Consider the following 17,426-nt stretch of genomic DNA (forward strand, 5'->3'; position numbering starts at 1 on the left):
CATCTACATCAAAAAAATGTACCCTTACATTCTACAAATAAGCATCTGCATTAAGAAAATGTATACTTCGATTTAATAAATAGCCTTTTACATATAGAAAATAACTTACTATGCTGTCTAAAAAAATAAGGGGAAGGGGTAACAAAATAGCAACTAGGTAAATATACTAAGAGCATATGCTTAAATACATTATAGCACACAAATTAGTATACACTTAAAACCCAATTTTTATGGATCAAAGACAGATCAATCGATTAGAAATGTACCAGGCAGTACAAACATTTATGGATACCAATACCAATATATGGAGCAGTGTACCCGTATTAGTAACTTTTAAAAACGAGCTAGATGAGTTATTGATACAAATTAATGAAAACAAAGATACTCAGGAAGCCTCTAGAGTATATCTGGGTAGTAATAAAACTATTCAAAAACGGTTTGTATCAGAAAAAGGAGACATTCTTAATGACGCACTAGAGGCTTATGCAGCTGTAGAAGGTAATACAGTATTAGAACAAAAAGCAGCAAAAAGTTTTACCGATCTATATAGTCTGCGCAATCAGGATTTTGTGACTGTCGTTACAGAAACCATCTCATTATTAGATCAAAACATAGCTCCTCTTGCAGATTATGGGGTGACCCAGGATCAAATCACTGACCTAAAAAATAGTTTTGACAGTTTTATGGTTCTTAATGGCCAACCCAGACAATATCGTATTACTCAAAAACAAGCCACAGCTACCTTGTCTGATCTTTTTAATCAAACCTCGGCTTTACTTAGTAATAAGATTGATAAAGTCATGAAACGTTTTAAACGTACCAATACTTCTTTTTATAATGGGTATCTGGCAGCACGCGTGATCGTTGGCAATTAGCCTGCCAAATCCAAATTAATTACAGTAATTCTTAACATAGAGCAGATTGATTTCTGCTCTATTTTTTTAGTATGGGTTCTACCCTATATGCTGGTGTTTACCTCTCCTTAACATCAGGTTTTTATTTTTTTTGAAAAAACTTTCACTTTTTTTTCTCAGTCCCGAAAAACGAAACTGGGATGATTTAATATTGTATCGGGAATACGATTAAAAAAACAAAATCAGTCACTAATTACTTTTTTATGAAACATCTTATTACTACGGGGGCATTCTTGCTTCTGGGACTTATCGTTCTTGGTCAGGCAGAGCCATCACCCGTACGACCACCACAGATTTTCCCGACCTCTCCCGAGGCTGCTAGTTTGGGGAAATATGGAGAAATTCCTGTTAATCTTTCTACAGGAAGGATCAATCACGGCATCCCATTGCATACTATTAACGAAGCAGGTTTTAGTTTACCAATTTCATTATCCTATAACTATGCCGGCCTGCAAGTAGAAGCTATCCCCGGAGCTGTTGGATTAGGCTGGGATTTTATAGGAAAAGGTATGATCACCCGACAGATTCGCGGTCTTCCTGATGAATCGCCACTTGGGTATGTCGGCCCCAATGCTATTGGTCAAAAAGTATATCAATTTCATACCAATAAAGATGGGATGTCTAATGCAGATAAAAATGCACTTGTTCGCGGAGCCGTATCCGGAAAATGGGATACCGAATCTGATAAATACATCATTAGTGTAGGATCTTTATCGGCTACCTTTTATCTAAATCATAATGATGAAGCTGTTTTTGCACCATATAAGAATTACAAGCTTACCCGTTTACCTAATAATGGCGGTTTCGAACTTATCGATGATTCTGGGATCAAATATTATTTTAATGATAAAGAAGAAACCACCACAGAGAACGGAGATCATATCCAGATATATACATCGGCCTGGGTGATTAATAAAATTGTACTGCCTAATACCAAAGAAATTACATTTACCTATGTAAATCAACACACGCGTCAAAAAGTACATTCAGACACCTGGGTAACCGCAGCTCCTACATATGATTCAGACTATTGCCAGGCCAAACCTAATCTGATAGGGCTCTTTAAAAGTGAAACACTTTCGAATACCCAGGGATTAAGTATTAGTACGATTACTACTCCATCAGAAACCGTAACCTTTGACTATACGATACTAAACTCTGCTCCCGAAGGACAAAACCCGGTGACCCTTGATGGTATTAAGATCAAAAACACCGTAGGGCAGGATATTATGCAATATGCGTTTGCTTATGATGATAAGACTATAAAACGAAAATTACTTACCGCAATTCATAAGGGTAAACACACACCCAATACGCAAAGAAATTATTACACATTCGAGTATTTTGATGGTTCACATATAGAGATTCCTTACTATAAACAGGATTATTGGGGATATTATAATGGAAACACCAATACTTCTGGAAGCCTGGTTTCTTCAAACTCAAATCGATCTCCTGATTTTAATAGTACTAGATTAGGGGCATTAAAAAGAATATATTACCCTACCAAAGGATATTCTGAAATTACCTATGCTCAAAATCAAGTATACGGGGCATTAGATACCGGAGAAATTGGTATAGAAGACAGATTGAATACTCCAGATGGGTTACTTTTAAAATCAACCGATTATCCAGATAGTCAATTTGTGACCGAAACCAAATCGATTACTTTCACTCCGGGAGAAATCCCCGGACAGGGAACTTATATTTCTATCTCATATAATTTACGAGCTACCGGCGGAGGGGCAGAAGCCCTGGTAAAACTTAAAAAGAAAAATGTAGTATCAACCGTAAGTTGTGTTACCCCTGGTAGCATATGTAATTACCTATATGATCAGCTTGTAATAGAACTTGATCCAAGAGATCCTATAGATAAGGATAAAACGATATTTAAACTGGATCCAGGAGAATATGAGCTAGAAGTATATATCAATAGGCCCCTAGAACCTAATGATCCTTCTTATGCTAAAGCCAGTGTAGACATAAAGTATTATAAAGCTAGCGATAGTACCCCTACGCCAACATATGCTAATATCCCCTTTGGAGGTATTCGGGTAGCACAGGTAAAATCTTGTGATAAAGAAGGAAATTGTATTGCTAAAACATATTCTTATGACGATGAAGCAGGGAAATCTACAGGAATCAATCTTTCTAAACCCATATATAGAACCGGAGAAATACACGGGTACGTTGCTCAAAACGAGTGTGCCGTAATAAAAAACAGGTCTTCGAGTAATATCCCGTTAAGTAGTTATATTGGGAGCCCTGTCTTATACAAATCTGTCGAAGAAATTAAAGTAGGTAATAATGCAGAAGATCAACGAACACAACGTTTCTTTTCTGGAGGTCCCGATATAGAAGAAATTTTTCCTTTTGCTCCAACCGAAAAAAACAACTGGCGAAGAGGGAAAGTACTGAAACAAAAAGCATTGAAAAAGGAAGACAATCTATACGCCTCTATTGCTAGTACTACCAATTATCATAGTGTTATACATAAGAATTTTGGAGCTTTAGAGCATTTAAACTCGTATAATTTAAAAGCAGGTCAAATCGTCTTTTATTATGATCCAGAATCTGTAACAGAATATAATTACACAGATGTTCCTAATTTTTTTGGAGTAAAAGAATATATCAACTACTCAGAGATATTTCCCGTTACATCGTCTAAACAAATAGAAGTTCATGCAGGAAAAACCATTACCAGGGATATTACCTATACGTATGACAACCTATATGGGCAGTTAAAAACGCAAACCTATACAGATAGTGATGATAAAAATATACTTACCGAATATACCTATCCCTATGATAAGAGTAGTACGGTTAATGATGCTTTGGTGGCTCAAAACAGGATCACCACGCCTATAGAAACCCAAACGAAAGAAAGTAGTGCGTTTGTCGCCTTTCAAAACACCGAATATAAAGATTGGGGTAATGGCATATTACTCCCCAGGATGATCAAAACATTAAAAGGACAAAAAAGCATTGTTAATGTGCTACAAGATCGCCTGGAGTATCAGGCTTATGATCCCCAGGGAAATCCTTTAGAAGTTTCTCAAGTCGATGGGCGTCATACTATGTATGTCTGGGGATATAATAACACTCAGCCTATTGTAAAGATCGATAATGCTACTTATACCGGGATTCCTTCAGCTGCAAGTTCCTTAATCACCCAGTTACAAACCGTATCGAATACAGAAGATACAGCAGCAGAAGAGGTAACGATGCGTGATCTGTTTAAAGATCTTAGAGAGCATGCCTATTTTGCAGATGCGCAGGTAACAGGATATACCTATGATCCACTGGTTGGGCCGACGAGTATGACAGACCTTAAAGGGTATACTACTTTCTACAAATATGATGAAATGAATCGATTACAATATGCTCTGGATGATGATCAGCATATCGCACAACAAGTACGTTATAACTATCAAGGGCAACAATCTGATATTCTGGGTGGGGTGACTATTCAGCTCTCGGCTTCTGGATCTGTTCAACCCAATCAAACGGTTACTTTTACGGCCAATACTTCAGGAAGCGGTGGCGCGAACCTGTATACCTGGTCTGTAGATGGTACACAAGAACAATGTGATGGTACCACAAGTTTTACCAGGTCTTTTAGTAATGAAGGAACATACACTGTATCAGTAATAGCCTATAATAGTCAAACCAAACACAGGGTAAATACCACGATGACTGTAGTGGTGGCCTACCCTCCTATTACGATCCCTACGGTAAATGCAAATTATACGCATGTGATCACAGGTACCCATGTAAATTTTAGTGCTACGGGTATAGGAGGTGGTACTGGTGATCTACGCTACGAATGGTATGTAAATGATGTAAAGCAGGCCAGTACAGCAACTACGTTTACATACAATCCAGGTACTGCAGGAACATACAATGTATACTCTAAAGTGATCGATAATATAAGTGGTAAGTCTGTAAACAGTGCGGTGCGGCCATTACATGTGTATAATCCTTTAAACACCCCTACAATAAGTGCAACCACAACCGATATTGTAAAAGGAACTACTATTAACTTTAGCGCCAATGGTATTGGAGGGGGATCAGGACATCGAAGGTACGAATGGTATGTAAATAATGTAATACAGAGTGCTACAGGTACTAGTTACTCTAATAATTTCCCAACTGCTGGTGAATATACGATTAAATTTCTTGTTATAGACGATACCGTTTCTGAGCATTTTAAAGAAGGTAGTGTTATTATCAATTCCTATAATCCTATGGTGATTAATGTAACCCCGAGTAATGCTACGCTTACCAATGCTAATCCTAGTGTAACTTTTAATTTAACAAAAAGTGCAGGTTCGGGGCATTATAGTACCGTTACCTGGAAAGTATGGCGATTATCAAATCCTTCGTCTACCTATACCTCTAATAGAACAGGAACTTCATTCTCTTATGGTACTACAGACAACGGGGAGTATGAAATTCAGGCTACTGTGACAGATACCAGAACAAACCAGTCGGTACTAAAAACTATGCCAGTGATTGTTAGTAAATCCTCTGGTGGTGGCGGTAACGGTGATGGTAACACAGGAGAACAACATTAATCCCATAAACAATATAGTAAGATGAAAAAACAAATTATATACAGTATTATAGTACTGCTTATGGGATTGAAGCTTCAAGCCCAGGTAGTATTATCCGATAAGAACTATATACATACGGTAGTTCCTCAAACTCCAATGGTCATTACCGAGTTAGAGAATGTAAACTGCTCTAATATCAATGATATAGACAGAGCGATAGAAAGTGTTACCTATTTTGATGGCTTGGGTAGACCTATACAACAACGAGCGATCAAAGCCTCGAGAGATGGTAAAGACATCGTAACCCACATCACCTATGATGCCTATGGCAGACAGGATAAACAATACCTTCCTTTTGAAGCAAGTAATACGATTGGGAGTTATAAAGAGATCGATGTAAATACTGATATTAACCAGTATTATAAGGATACCTATGCCAGTGATTTCCCTGGGATAACTGATCTTAACCAGATCAATGCCTACTCAGAAAGTGTATTTGATAAGTCACCGCTTAATCGCGTACTAGAACAGGGAGCACCAGGTACAGCATGGAAAGCTATTAAAGATAGTGATACAGATCATACTATTAAATTTGATTGGAATACCAATATAGCTAATGAAGTGGTACATTTTAAAGTAAATTTTGCCAATCCTGGCAATACAGAAGACCCTAGTTTGGTAAAAGATACGCATTACGATCCTGATCAATTATATGTAACTATTACCAAAGATGAAAACTGGACTCTGGCAGATGGTAACAATCGTACGACCAGGGAATATAAAGACAAACAAGGCAGAGTAGTTTTAAAAAGAACTTTTGCTTCGACAAGCTCAGCAACCCCAGAGGCGCATGATACGTATTATGTATATGATAGATTTGGTAATTTAACATACGTAATCCCTCCTAAAGTAACCACTAGCGATGGCGTATCAGATATTGAGCTTGCCGAACTCTGTTATCAATACCGATATGATTATAAAAATCGATTAATCGAAAAGAAAATTCCTGGCAAAGATTGGGAGTATATTGTATACAATACACTAGATCAACCGATCATGACCCAGGATGCTAGTTTAAGAAAAGAGAATTCGGGTAAACCCTGGGATCAATGGTTATTTACCAAGTATGATGCCTTTGGTAGAGTGGTGTATACAGGAACTATAATCAATGGCAGTTACAGAAACGTATTACAGAGTAGAGTTAATAATTTTGACGGCCCACAGTACGAAACCAAAAGTAATACCCCCATTAGCATTGCAGGGACACCTACATATTATAGCCTCGATGCCTACCCAAAAACAGGGTTATATAAAGTATATACCATCAATTACTATGACAATTATACTTTTGATACGGCTTCTATAAACCTACCCGCTACTACAGCTTTTGGGCAGGACATTATCAATCATGATAACAATAGCCCTATAAAAACCAAAGGGCTGCCTACCGGTAGTAAAGTACGGGTATTAGAGACCAATGACTGGATCACCAGTCTTACAGGATATGATAAAAAAGGAAGGCCTATATATATTGCTAGTAAGAATGAGTATCTTAACACTACCGATATTGTAGAAACCCAGCTGGATTTTGTGGGTAAGGTAACACAAACCAAAACCACCCATACCAAAGACAGCAGTGCAGCTATTGTAACGATAGATACCTTTACCTATGATCATATAGGTAGGATGCGTACCCAAACCCAAAAGATCAATGATCAGGCAGTTGAAACTATTGTTGAAAACACCTATGATGCTTTAGGACAATTAGAAAATAAGAAAACAGGAGGAGGATTACAAGAGGTGGATTACAGCTATAATGTACGGGGTTGGCTTACTAAAATCAATGATCCTGATATAGCTCTTGGCAACAAGCTTTTTGCATTCGGCATCAATTACAACACCACTACAGAGAATCTGGGAGCAACGGCTTTGTACAATGGTAATATTAGTGAAACCTCCTGGAAAACAGCAAATGACAATACCAAAAGAGGATATGGATACCAGTATGATGCACTCAACAGAATCATTAGTGCTTCTGGCAATGACAACAAGTATACTTTGAGAGCAGTAACTTATGATAAGATAGGTAACATCTTATCATTAAACAGAAGTGGTTGGCAGAACTCAACTGCTTTTGGTGGTATGGATATTCTCAACTATGAGTATGATGCAGGAAACAAACTCTTAAAAGTAGCTGATACCGGCAATACCAGTTTTGGTTTTAAAGATGGTAGCAATACGGGTAATGATTATACCTATGATGCTAATGGCAATATGACCCAGGATCAAAACAAAGGGATTACAGGGATTACCTATAATCACTTAAATTTACCTAAAACAGTAACGGTAAATAATGCTTCTCATACCGGAAATATTACCTATATTTACGACGCCACTGGGGTAAAATTAAAAAAGATTACAACAGAGGGAAGTTCATTAACAACAGAATATGCTGGTAATTACGTCTATAAAAATGGTACGCTAGAGTTCTTTAACCATACAGAAGGAATCGTAGAGCATGAAGCTGATGGGTATAAATATGTATACCAGTTTAAAGATCATTTAGGAAACATCAGACTATCCTATAAAGATGCGGATAAAGATGGGACTATTGCTCAAAATGAGATCGTGCAGGAGAAGAACTACTATCCTTTTGGGATGACTCATTCTGGATATAATACTACACTACGAGGAAGAAATCATAATTATGGGTTTAATGGTATAGAGCTTACTGAGGGTTTAGACTTGAATCTCTATGAGATGGATTTACGCAAGTACGATCCTGCAATTGCAAGATGGACAGGAATTGATCCTGTGACACATCATTCCATGTCTACTTATAATGCTTTTGATAATAACCCTGTGTTCTGGGCTGATCCTTCTGGAGCTAATTCTACAGCAGAATGGATGAAAGAAAATGGGGTAACAAACGATGATTTGATTACAGTCTATCAAGCAAGTGATAGTGGAGATGAGAGTAGTCAAAATCAATCAGGTTCAGGAAGTAATAACTCGAACTCAAGAAGTAACGAGTGCGATGATTGTAGTAAATGCCCTGAAACTTGTGGGCAAAAACCTGGATTAAAACCTGCTTCAAATTATGACTACACTCAAGATGTAATTCCTGGTAAGCAAGCGGAAGATATTGATTTTATTTTGAATGGTTTCGAACCAGGAATGAGTACTATGTTCCATAGATTATTTGCTATTCTTGATAGAGATTTTAATGCAGATGCTGAATCACAGGAAATGATAAGTGTTTTATCTGTTACATTTCCTATTAAGTTCAAAGGTACAACTACTTTAACTGGAATAGCTAAAAATGCCAAATGGGTTAAACCAAAACAGGGAGTTACTGGACCTGGGTTAAGAGATCATTATATTAAACATGGAGAACAAGTAGGTGCTTTTAGTACTAAGCAATATGATATAAGTGCTAGAATGACTATTCAAAATGGTAGAAGGTTTACTTATCGTGATAGATCAAGTGGTGCAAGACGTGTAGGTTATTATAATTCTTCTACTGGATTGTTTACAGCTACTAGTCAAACAAGAGGTGTACCTACTATTATGACTCATTTTGCAGAAACTTGGGAAAACCTCAGAAAACTACCTGGATTTTCCAATTAATAGAATAAGATGAAAAATACAACTTTAATAAAATCAGTAGATTCTCGTTTAGATAGTGATATAGGTTTACCATATCATGCTAGCTCTTTAGCGTATGATCTACTCTTACTAAACAATCAATCAGATAAGAGTCAAGAAGTTTTAAATATGAATTCAAGATTTAAAGAAAGATTATTTGAATGGGGCTTGAATGATATATTAAATACTCAATTTAGATATGCTATAAGAATAGCTAACTCAGAAGGAGTTTTAGAATATGAAGAAATGCATAAGCTATTTTCTTTATGCGATGAAATATATGCTCTTGAAATACTTGGAATTAGCTTTGACAATAGTGTCAAATCTGAATTTATAACTTCTGTTAGAAAAAGATTTGCAAATGAAAGAAAAAAAGCTTCAATGGTAGCTCAAGATAAAATAGAAACTTGGAAGTCAAATTTATGGTGGTATAATGAAAATATCTAGGGGTAATGTCCCAAACTGGTGCTTTTGAAAAAGAGCATTATAAAGTTTGATTATCAAATAAATTATATAAGTAGAAAAGAGTTGTAGAAATGCAGCTCTTTTTTTATACATAAAAGTGAACTAAGAAAACAGCTCTCTAGCATACCAGAAAGAAGGAAAAGAATACTACAACCCCCAGCTGTTCCTAGCGTGTAATTGATTGCCCCGCTGTTCCTAGCGAATAATTGATCGCTCCCGCTATGCCTCCGGCTAGTGGCGTTTATGAGTGAGGGGTACGAGTAAGAGATAAATTATACCAAATCCACAGCATTAATGTTGTGGATTTAGTATTGTGAATAGCTCTGGAAATATTACCTATATTTACGACGCCACTGGGGTAAAATTAAAAAAGATTACCACAGAGGGAAGTTCTTTAACAACTGAGTATGCCGGTAATTATGTGTATAAGAATGGTACACTAGAATTCTTTAACCATACAGAAGGGATTGTAGAGCATGAAGCCGATGGGTATAAATATGTATATCAGTACAAAGACCATTTAGGAAATATCAGATTATCCTACAAAGATGCTGATAAGAATGGCAGTATCACTACTTCTGAGGTTATTGAAGTTAAAGATTACTATCCTTTTGGTATGAGAATCAATTACGGAGTAGATCATCCCAACTCTATGGTTAATGGTAGAAAGCATAATTACTCTTTTAATGGGAAAGAATTTGATGAGAATTTAGGATTAAACCTAATTGAGATGGATTGGAGACATTATGATCCAACCATTGGTAGGTTTCCTTCCATTGATCCATTAGCGGATCATCCTTTTCAACTAGATTTAACTCCTTATAACTTTGCTTGGAACAACCCTATCATGTATAATGACCCTTCGGGATTATGTCCAGAGTGTCCAAATGCTAGTGATTTTAATGTTGGTGATACCCATGATATTAATGGAGTTACTTATGTAGTAGATAATGATGGACAATGGGCAAGAGAAGGTGGATCATTAGGAGAAGTTGTAATAAATTCTGGAGATAACACAGAATCTACAAGAAATCGAATTGATCTAAATGCACCCTATGGCGGAAAAATTTCTCGTTCTATAGGAAATTTAAGCGGTTGGGATAAGTTTTCTGCGGAAGCTCAAGAAAACATGCCTTGGCTTTTTGGTAGAAGGACATCCGATGATGGCAGGTTTTTTGTTGATCCTAGTGGTAATAGTATAGGTATAGTTCCTATGGGTGCACCTATTAATCTTCCTTTTGGGCCAGGAGGAAGTAAAAACCTTATTAATGGACTAGATGATTTAATTAAGGCTGCTACTAAAATAGATAAAGGAGCTTTAACTAAAGTAGGTAGAGCTTTACAAAAACATGGAAGTAGGCCCGGAAGTGTTTTTCCTAAAGCAACAGGTAATCCTGCGAGCATAAATGCACAAGGAGAAGCAGTTTTAAGAAGTATTTTGACTAATCCAAGTGCAACAACAACGGTTAGACATCACGCAAGATTCGGTGACATAATGGATATTCAAATACCAGGAGGTCAAGGAGTAAGATTTAGCGCCGATGGAAAAACCTTCATTCACTTTTTAGAATAATAATATGAAAAATTATGAAATTTTAATAACGAGTCCTCCAGATAGAGAACAGTTAGTAGCAGAAATTTGGCAGGGCGATACTATGATCGCTGAATTAAATCAAGAAAACAAAGAAAGATTAGAGTTAGAGATTTATTCTAATGAGAAAAAACTTTCTTTAAATTATAATGATTTTACTGAGGTTTTAAAAATTGCAAAAGAAAAGTTATTAGGTTAGTGCAATAGATATAAATCTGGTCTGCGAATGTCTCCTGACTTCGTAGCAATAGTTAAGTAATACATATAAGAAACAGTTACAGGCATTACGTTTGTAGCTGTTTTTTTATATCATACTAATTTTAGAAGCTTTGATAAAATGGTCAACGGTGGTGAGTAGTCCCGATGGCGCGGATTTGCAATCCGTGAAACATACCAAAATATGAAAACAGCCATTTATAATGTGATGTTTTTTCTATCATAAATTATTAATAATTGTTCCCCGCTCTCGCTAGTGGCGTCAAAAACTGGTAGGTAAGAGTAATAAATAAAAGAAGTCACAATTGATAAAAAAATTGTGACTTCTTTACTTGAAATCTCTTATACCAATATCAAAAAATGAAACTCTAATATTGTATTTTGGTCAGATAAACAAGTATTATAATATTTCATAATACATCTGGTTATATGTGGTTAGTTTCCCTATGGTGTATTGTAAATATAGTAGTGTGAAAAAATATAAGAATGACTATACCATGTAGAGATTGATGTTTTTTGGGTTATCTAAAACTGTAGTGCCACTAGCGAGACGCTAGCGGGAGCGGGGGTACATCAACTTTTAGTACACGGTAGATATGATTATTTTATTATCAATGGTTCAATAACTACTACTAAACAAGTTGCTAGAACATTGTTGAGTGCTGGATTTAGAAAAGGAACTCCTATCAGATGTATTTCTTGTTATACAGGAAAATTTCCCGATGGAGCTGCATATCAATTATCAAGATATTTGAAATCACCAGTAATTGCTCCAACTGACAAAGTTCGAGTTTTAGAAGGTGGTGGATATGAAATTTTAGGAAATGGAACATGGAAACAATTTTAAATATGAAATTAATAGGATTTATTAAAGAACATAATGATGTAAAAGGAGCTGTTTCTTTTGCTGATATAAATAAAGATGCCTTGGAGAACAACAAACCTTTGTTTGAGGTTATTGACTATTTAAATAAAGGAACGTTAGTCTTTTCTTGGATGGGTTACTCTGAGGACTTAGACAATGGAGAGCTAATTACTCCCGATAGCTATCATACGGATGGGGTATTTGTATGGCCAGCATACTTCCCTTATTACCTAAACAAATATCCTGAATATAAAGTTAATGAAGAGTTTTTAGTGCATTTGGCTAATAATAATTTTCATCAAGATGAACTAAATCCCAATACAGTTAAAAATATAGAAAAATGGTTATCAGAGAAATTAGAATAATAGCTCATGAATAATATAGTAAAACCTTTTGTAATATTATTAGTGTTTTTTCCCCCAGCTGTTCCTAGCGTGTAATTGATCGCTCCCGCTATGCCTCCGGCTAGTGGCGTTTATGAGTGAGGGGTACTAGTAAGAGATAAATTATACCAAATCCACAGCATTAATGTTGTGGATTTAGTATTGTGAATAGCTCTGGAAATATTACCTATATTTACGACCCCCGCTCCCGCTAGCGTCTCGCTAGTGGTATCAAAAATTGGTGGGCAAGAGTAATAAATAAAAGAAGTCACAATTGATAAAAAAATTGTGACTTTTTTAGTTGAAATCTCTTATACCAGTATCAAAAAATGAAACTCTAATATTGTATTTTGGTCAGATAAACAGGTATTATAATATTTCATAATACATCTATATGTGGTTAGTTTTGCTATGGTATATTGTAAATATAGATGTAAATCTATTTTAGGATTAAGTATAAATATGTAAACTTTTTTTAGGACGAGACAAACTGTAGTACCACTAGCGAGACGCTAGTGGAAACAGAGAAAAATTAAATTATATCTATATGGATTTTATTAATATAATTTTAGGCTTCTTATTAATCGTGTTTGGTATACTTATTTTGATTTATTACCAAAATCATGTAAAAAAGTATGCAGGTCTTACCATGAATCTTATAAGTGGTGGTATAGGCTTTATTATAATTGGACTTGGATTAATAGTAAGAGAACTTTTAAAAAATTAAAATAATGTAAAATGAAATATGTATTTTTTACATTATTTGCATCTCATGGTGGATTTGCAATCCGTGAAACATACCAAAATATGAAAACAGTCACTTAATAATGTGACTGTTTTTATCTAAAGAATATAGTATACTTATTCTTTACCATTAATGGATAGCCATTGCTGCATACATTATATTTAGCACATAACATTGCGGGCATAAAAAAAAACGGAACGGGTTCTGGTTGTCTGTCATCACCTCCCCCATTGATTTTGGATAATTCTTTTCTATCTAACTTCTTGAAATTTTTAAGATTGTTCATAATCAATTTGTTTTTGTTTACACATTTTTATAGAACGCTTAACCTGCATTTCTAAGCATAGTATAAACCTAATAACAAAATGTTTTTTGAATGTCCGAAATGTTTGAATTTCAAAAAATTCGGACTTTTTAGCGAGCGCTTCTATAGATATCAATTATAATACTTGCGAAGTTGCGTAGCTTTGACAGCAGATTTAAGGTACAAATCTGTGCTATTTTTGTAACTCCATAATCTTTTTATCAAAAATTGGTTTTTTTAAGAAATACCATTTTAATCTAAATCCAAATTCTACATACTCAAAACCTGCTGCCGTAGCCGAAGCAATATTACTATATTTACCATAGACATCTGCTTTAAATCGTTCTGAAAACCGATATCCAAATTTTCCTTCTGCTCTAAAAGTAGATGAACCCGGGTCGTCTTCTACAAATTGTCGACCCAAAGCTGCACTTGCATTATAAAACCACTTTTTTTGTGGGTCACTTACCACTTCTGCAAATAGCTCTCCCAAATTAAACCGTGCAGGACTAAAATAAATTACAGGCACCTGATTCTTAAAAGAAAGGTATTGATAATTAATACCTACTTTTAGAACAGGTCGTTGCAGTACCGTATAGTATAAAGAGGTAAAAAGTAGATTTCTGCTATTATCATCGGTTTGAGAAGTATAGATATACTGGGTATACCACCCCAAATTAAAATTGGTCCCCAGGTTATAATTCAAAAAGTAATTGTTCATTACAATCTCCCGGTTTAATAAATCTGCATTAAAATTTTGCAACTCTCTTTTATATCCAACATCTAAGTTTTGAAGTTTAAAAGGTTTTGTCTTTACTATCGCCTCGGCAACTAATTCTGTATATTCGGTTGTAAATCCATCGGCATTAGTGATTCCTATTTTGGATTGTAGAGAAACTTTTCCATTAAATTTATATACTCCTCCCAGCCAAAAATCGTGAGAAGTGGCTTCATTTTTGGTTACTGTATTTTTTGTAGTTCTATAATCGTATTGAATCTCTGATTTGAATTTGGCAGACAGAGGAATCTCGGTCTTTACTGTAATATTTACGGCTTCATTATCTCCGTTATCAAAAGTGAATGCTGTTTTCTCTTCGATAAATGGGGTATGTGATTTCTTTAATGTCTTTATCAATTTTTCTGCATCTTGTTGCTTTGGGTAGTATTCTAATGTTTTAAAGGCATATGTATAGGACTTCATATCCTCCCCCACAGCTCTATATGCATTTGCTATTCCTAAATTACCATCAAAAGACCCCTTGTCTTTTTCTAATATCGTATCGTATTTTTGAAGACTGGTTTTAAAATTACTGGTATACATCCCATGAGTAGCCTGTAAAGCCAGTACTCTTGGATGATCTGGATATAATTGCTGTAATCGGGCTATATCTTCTTTTGCTACGGCAAATTTCCTGTTCCATAATAGCGCTTGTATATATCGTTCTCGTGTAGATAAGTAGAGCTCTTTATCTTCTTTAAACTTTTTTACTTTATGCATCGCCATACCAGCTATAGTTAATGCTTTTTTCTCTTTATGTCTTTTATGCGCTACAAGAGCCAGGCCATTTAGCGATATAATACTATCCTTAGGATTAACTGCCAAAGCAGTATATGCTTTTTCTGCATGATCTAAGTCATTAGTCATGAGATACAGGTTTGCTTTGTTTAACTGGGTATCCTTATCATTAGGAAAATCAATTAGGTTTTGATCTAATAATGCAATGGCCTCATTATATTTTTTGTCTTGTGCAATGGTATTGGCATACCCAAGACGAATATATTTGCGTGATAACAGAGCATTGGGGTTTCCTTCTTGTAATTGTAATGCATTGTTAACCATCTTTAATGCATTTTCATATTTTTTGAGATTAGAAAGTGTATTTGCGTACCCCAATACTGCAGGAAAGCTTTTACTATCTTCTTTAATCAATTTTTCATAAAACGTTTCAGCTTTGGCAAACTGGCTATTCCAGAGTAGTGATTCGGCATAATTTAGTTTAATTTCGAAATCATCTGGATATTCTTTTTTTAGCCCTGTAAAAATAGATACCGCCTGTTGCGAATCTCCTAGTAACCCCACTGCTCTTCCGTAACACAAACGTGCTGTTTTGTTATCGGGATATTGTTTTAGAATTTTATCAAAAAAAGATTTTGCCTTATCATATTTGCCGGTTTCTAAATACGTAAACCCTTCTTGCATATCTTGTGCAAATAGAAGTGAAAATGAAAACAAAAATATAAGGCTAATAAAAAATGACTTTAGGTGCATTATTTTGTGTAATAGTTGATTAACATCGTTAAAGTAAGAATAACTAAAAAAACAGCAGTCAAAAACTTAATAAGTTTTATAAAAATAATATCTCTACCCTGGATTCATTTAACAAAAAATGTATCGACGTTAACATAATTTTAAATAATTAAGGAGAAAAACAGGGGAAAAACCCCCTTTTTTTAACATTAAAATAATCGAAAAATCATTTTTTTCTTTAACACTTGTAGTACTTTACCTTCTTTTTTAAATCAAAAAATGTTAAAATTTCAGTAAAAAATGTCGATTAATCGACGAAATACACTGTTTTTGGCATTTGCGTAAATATTTTGTGGTTTTACCATAACCAAATTTCAAAAACCAATATTACTTTTACAACGAATTGATAACTAGCGCTTAGCATCAATTCGAGATTACAGTAAATTCGTCAAAATGTAAAATAGTCTTCAAAAATCCCCAGAAGAATGTTTAACATGTTTTAAAAGATTAAGGTCTAAAAAAATAATAAAGACCAGTATTAAAAAACCAATACTTCTACTACCCCGGAAGTATGTCCCAAAATCTAAAAAAAATGACGAAAATTACCGGAATTATTATCCCATGCTATAATGAATATAATAGACTGGATCAAAAAAAGTTTTGCGATTTCTTAAGCAAAAATTCTAACTACCACTTATGTTTTGTAAATGACGGCAGTTCTGATGACACTTTAAAAATGTTGTGCGAGCTCAAAGAGTTTGATCCACAAAGGATAGCAGTACTTGATCTCGAACATAACCAAGGTAAGGCTACCGCAGTACAAACCGGAGCAAACTACCTAGCAGATATAGACATTATAGAAAATATTGCTTTTCTTGATGCCGACCTTTCTACATCATTAGAAGAAATGGACAACTTAGTAAAGAAACTAAATAGTGATCCAAAACTAACCATGGTTTTTGGTTCTAGAAAAGCAGCAGAAGCAAACAATATTGAAAGAAATATAATTAGAAAGCTCTTATCAAACTTTGTTGGATTCTTTATCCGATTTATTCTTCAGCTTCCTATTAAAGATACACAGTGTGGTGCAAAAGTATTTAAGAAAAGTATCATCGAAAATGTATATAGTCAACGATTTATAAGCAGATGGCTATTTGATATCGAAATCTTTCTTCGATTAAAAAAACATGTAGGGTTAAAAGATCTGTTAAACTGTATTAGTGAAGAACCACTAGATAGTTGGATTGAAGTAGAAGGCTCTAAAATAACATTAAAAGATTCTTTTCTTATCCCGATCAATCTATTAATGATTTGGTTTAGCTACTTCAAAATTAAAACAAATAGCAAAAGTGCCTCAGATATTTTCAACCTTAAAACAAACTACTATATGGTAAGATAACTACTTTTCTTCTTAAGCAAAATTTAATTCAAAATCTATTTTAACTATCAAAAAAACGTCTGTATTAGTTTTAATACATACGACCAGTATAT

11 protein-coding genes are annotated in these 17,426 nt (G+C 34.8%); 9 read left to right on the forward strand and 2 right to left on the reverse strand.

Going from position 1 to position 17,426, the window contains the following annotated elements; all coding sequences use genetic code 11:
• Window positions 1-230: 230 nt before the first annotated feature.
• From NNL09_RS03075 to NNL09_RS03110, 8 genes are all read left to right on the forward strand, one after another.
• Entirely contained in the window at window positions 231-875 is a 645-nt protein-coding gene (locus NNL09_RS03075; protein ID WP_025667427.1) for a hypothetical protein, read from the forward strand.
• A gap of 242 nt (window positions 876-1,117) precedes the next feature.
• Complete coding sequence (locus NNL09_RS03080) at window positions 1,118-5,491, forward strand: PKD domain-containing protein (RefSeq protein WP_196909082.1); 4,374 nt, start codon at window positions 1,118-1,120, stop codon at window positions 5,489-5,491.
• 21 nt (window positions 5,492-5,512) lie between these two features.
• Window positions 5,513-9,100, forward strand: a complete 3,588-nt coding sequence (locus NNL09_RS03085) for a DUF6443 domain-containing protein (protein ID WP_196909083.1) — start codon at window positions 5,513-5,515, stop codon at window positions 9,098-9,100.
• A 9-nt stretch (window positions 9,101-9,109) separates the two neighbouring features.
• Window positions 9,110-9,565 carry a hypothetical protein gene (locus NNL09_RS03090; RefSeq protein WP_196909084.1) on the forward strand — a complete coding sequence of 152 codons (456 nt, stop codon included), beginning with the start codon at window positions 9,110-9,112 and terminating at the stop codon, window positions 9,563-9,565.
• A 331-nt stretch (window positions 9,566-9,896) separates the two neighbouring features.
• The gene (locus NNL09_RS03095; RefSeq protein WP_196909085.1) at window positions 9,897-11,156 is read left to right on the forward strand and encodes an RHS repeat domain-containing protein; all 1,260 of its coding nucleotides are present in this window, start codon (window positions 9,897-9,899) and stop codon (window positions 11,154-11,156) included.
• Window positions 11,157-11,160: 4 nt separating this feature from the next.
• Window positions 11,161-11,373 carry a hypothetical protein gene (locus NNL09_RS03100; protein ID WP_196909086.1) on the forward strand — a complete coding sequence of 71 codons (213 nt, stop codon included), beginning with the start codon at window positions 11,161-11,163 and terminating at the stop codon, window positions 11,371-11,373.
• A gap of 669 nt (window positions 11,374-12,042) precedes the next feature.
• Window positions 12,043-12,237, forward strand: coding sequence for a hypothetical protein (locus tag NNL09_RS03105; protein ID WP_196909087.1), 195 nt, complete (start codon window positions 12,043-12,045; stop codon window positions 12,235-12,237).
• Window positions 12,222-12,620, forward strand: a complete 399-nt coding sequence (locus NNL09_RS03110) for a hypothetical protein (protein WP_196909088.1) — start codon at window positions 12,222-12,224, stop codon at window positions 12,618-12,620. Before NNL09_RS03105 ends, NNL09_RS03110 begins: the two co-directional genes overlap by 16 nt.
• An 857-nt stretch (window positions 12,621-13,477) precedes the next feature.
• Here the strand turns inward: NNL09_RS03110 and NNL09_RS03115 are convergent.
• Window positions 13,478-13,669 carry a ComC/BlpC family leader-containing pheromone/bacteriocin gene (locus NNL09_RS03115; RefSeq protein ID WP_254514202.1) on the reverse strand — a complete coding sequence of 64 codons (192 nt, stop codon included), beginning with the start codon at window positions 13,667-13,669 and terminating at the stop codon, window positions 13,478-13,480.
• Between the two features lie 211 nt (window positions 13,670-13,880).
• Window positions 13,881-15,920, reverse strand: a complete 2,040-nt coding sequence (locus NNL09_RS03120; protein ID WP_317193925.1) for a tetratricopeptide repeat protein — start codon at window positions 15,918-15,920, stop codon at window positions 13,881-13,883.
• 607 nt (window positions 15,921-16,527) lie between these two features.
• Here NNL09_RS03120 and NNL09_RS03125 point away from each other — a divergent pair.
• Entirely contained in the window at window positions 16,528-17,334 is an 807-nt protein-coding gene (locus tag NNL09_RS03125) for a glycosyltransferase (protein ID WP_035094503.1), read from the forward strand.
• Window positions 17,335-17,426: the final 92 nt, after the last annotated feature.

The sequence above is a fragment of the Aquimarina sp. EL_43 genome (assembly GCF_943422735.1).
Lineage (GTDB): Bacteria > Bacteroidota > Bacteroidia > Flavobacteriales > Flavobacteriaceae > Aquimarina > Aquimarina megaterium.

Excerpts from the sequence above, each read along its gene's own strand:
- NNL09_RS03100 (WP_196909086.1), top strand. The coding sequence starts at position 11,161 with ATGAAAAATTATGAAATTTTAATAACGAGTCCTCCAGATAGAGAACAG.
- NNL09_RS03090 (WP_196909084.1), top strand. The coding sequence starts at position 9,110 with ATGAAAAATACAACTTTAATAAAATCAGTAGATTCTCGTTTAGATAGT.
- NNL09_RS03075 (WP_025667427.1), top strand. The coding sequence starts at position 231 with ATGGATCAAAGACAGATCAATCGATTAGAAATGTACCAGGCAGTACAA.
- NNL09_RS03125 (WP_035094503.1), top strand. The coding sequence starts at position 16,528 with ATGACGAAAATTACCGGAATTATTATCCCATGCTATAATGAATATAAT.
- NNL09_RS03110 (WP_196909088.1), top strand. The coding sequence starts at position 12,222 with ATGGAAACAATTTTAAATATGAAATTAATAGGATTTATTAAAGAACAT.
- NNL09_RS03115 (WP_254514202.1), bottom strand. The coding sequence starts at position 13,669 with ATGAACAATCTTAAAAATTTCAAGAAGTTAGATAGAAAAGAATTATCC.
- NNL09_RS03080 (WP_196909082.1), top strand. The coding sequence starts at position 1,118 with ATGAAACATCTTATTACTACGGGGGCATTCTTGCTTCTGGGACTTATC.
- NNL09_RS03085 (WP_196909083.1), top strand. The coding sequence starts at position 5,513 with ATGAAAAAACAAATTATATACAGTATTATAGTACTGCTTATGGGATTG.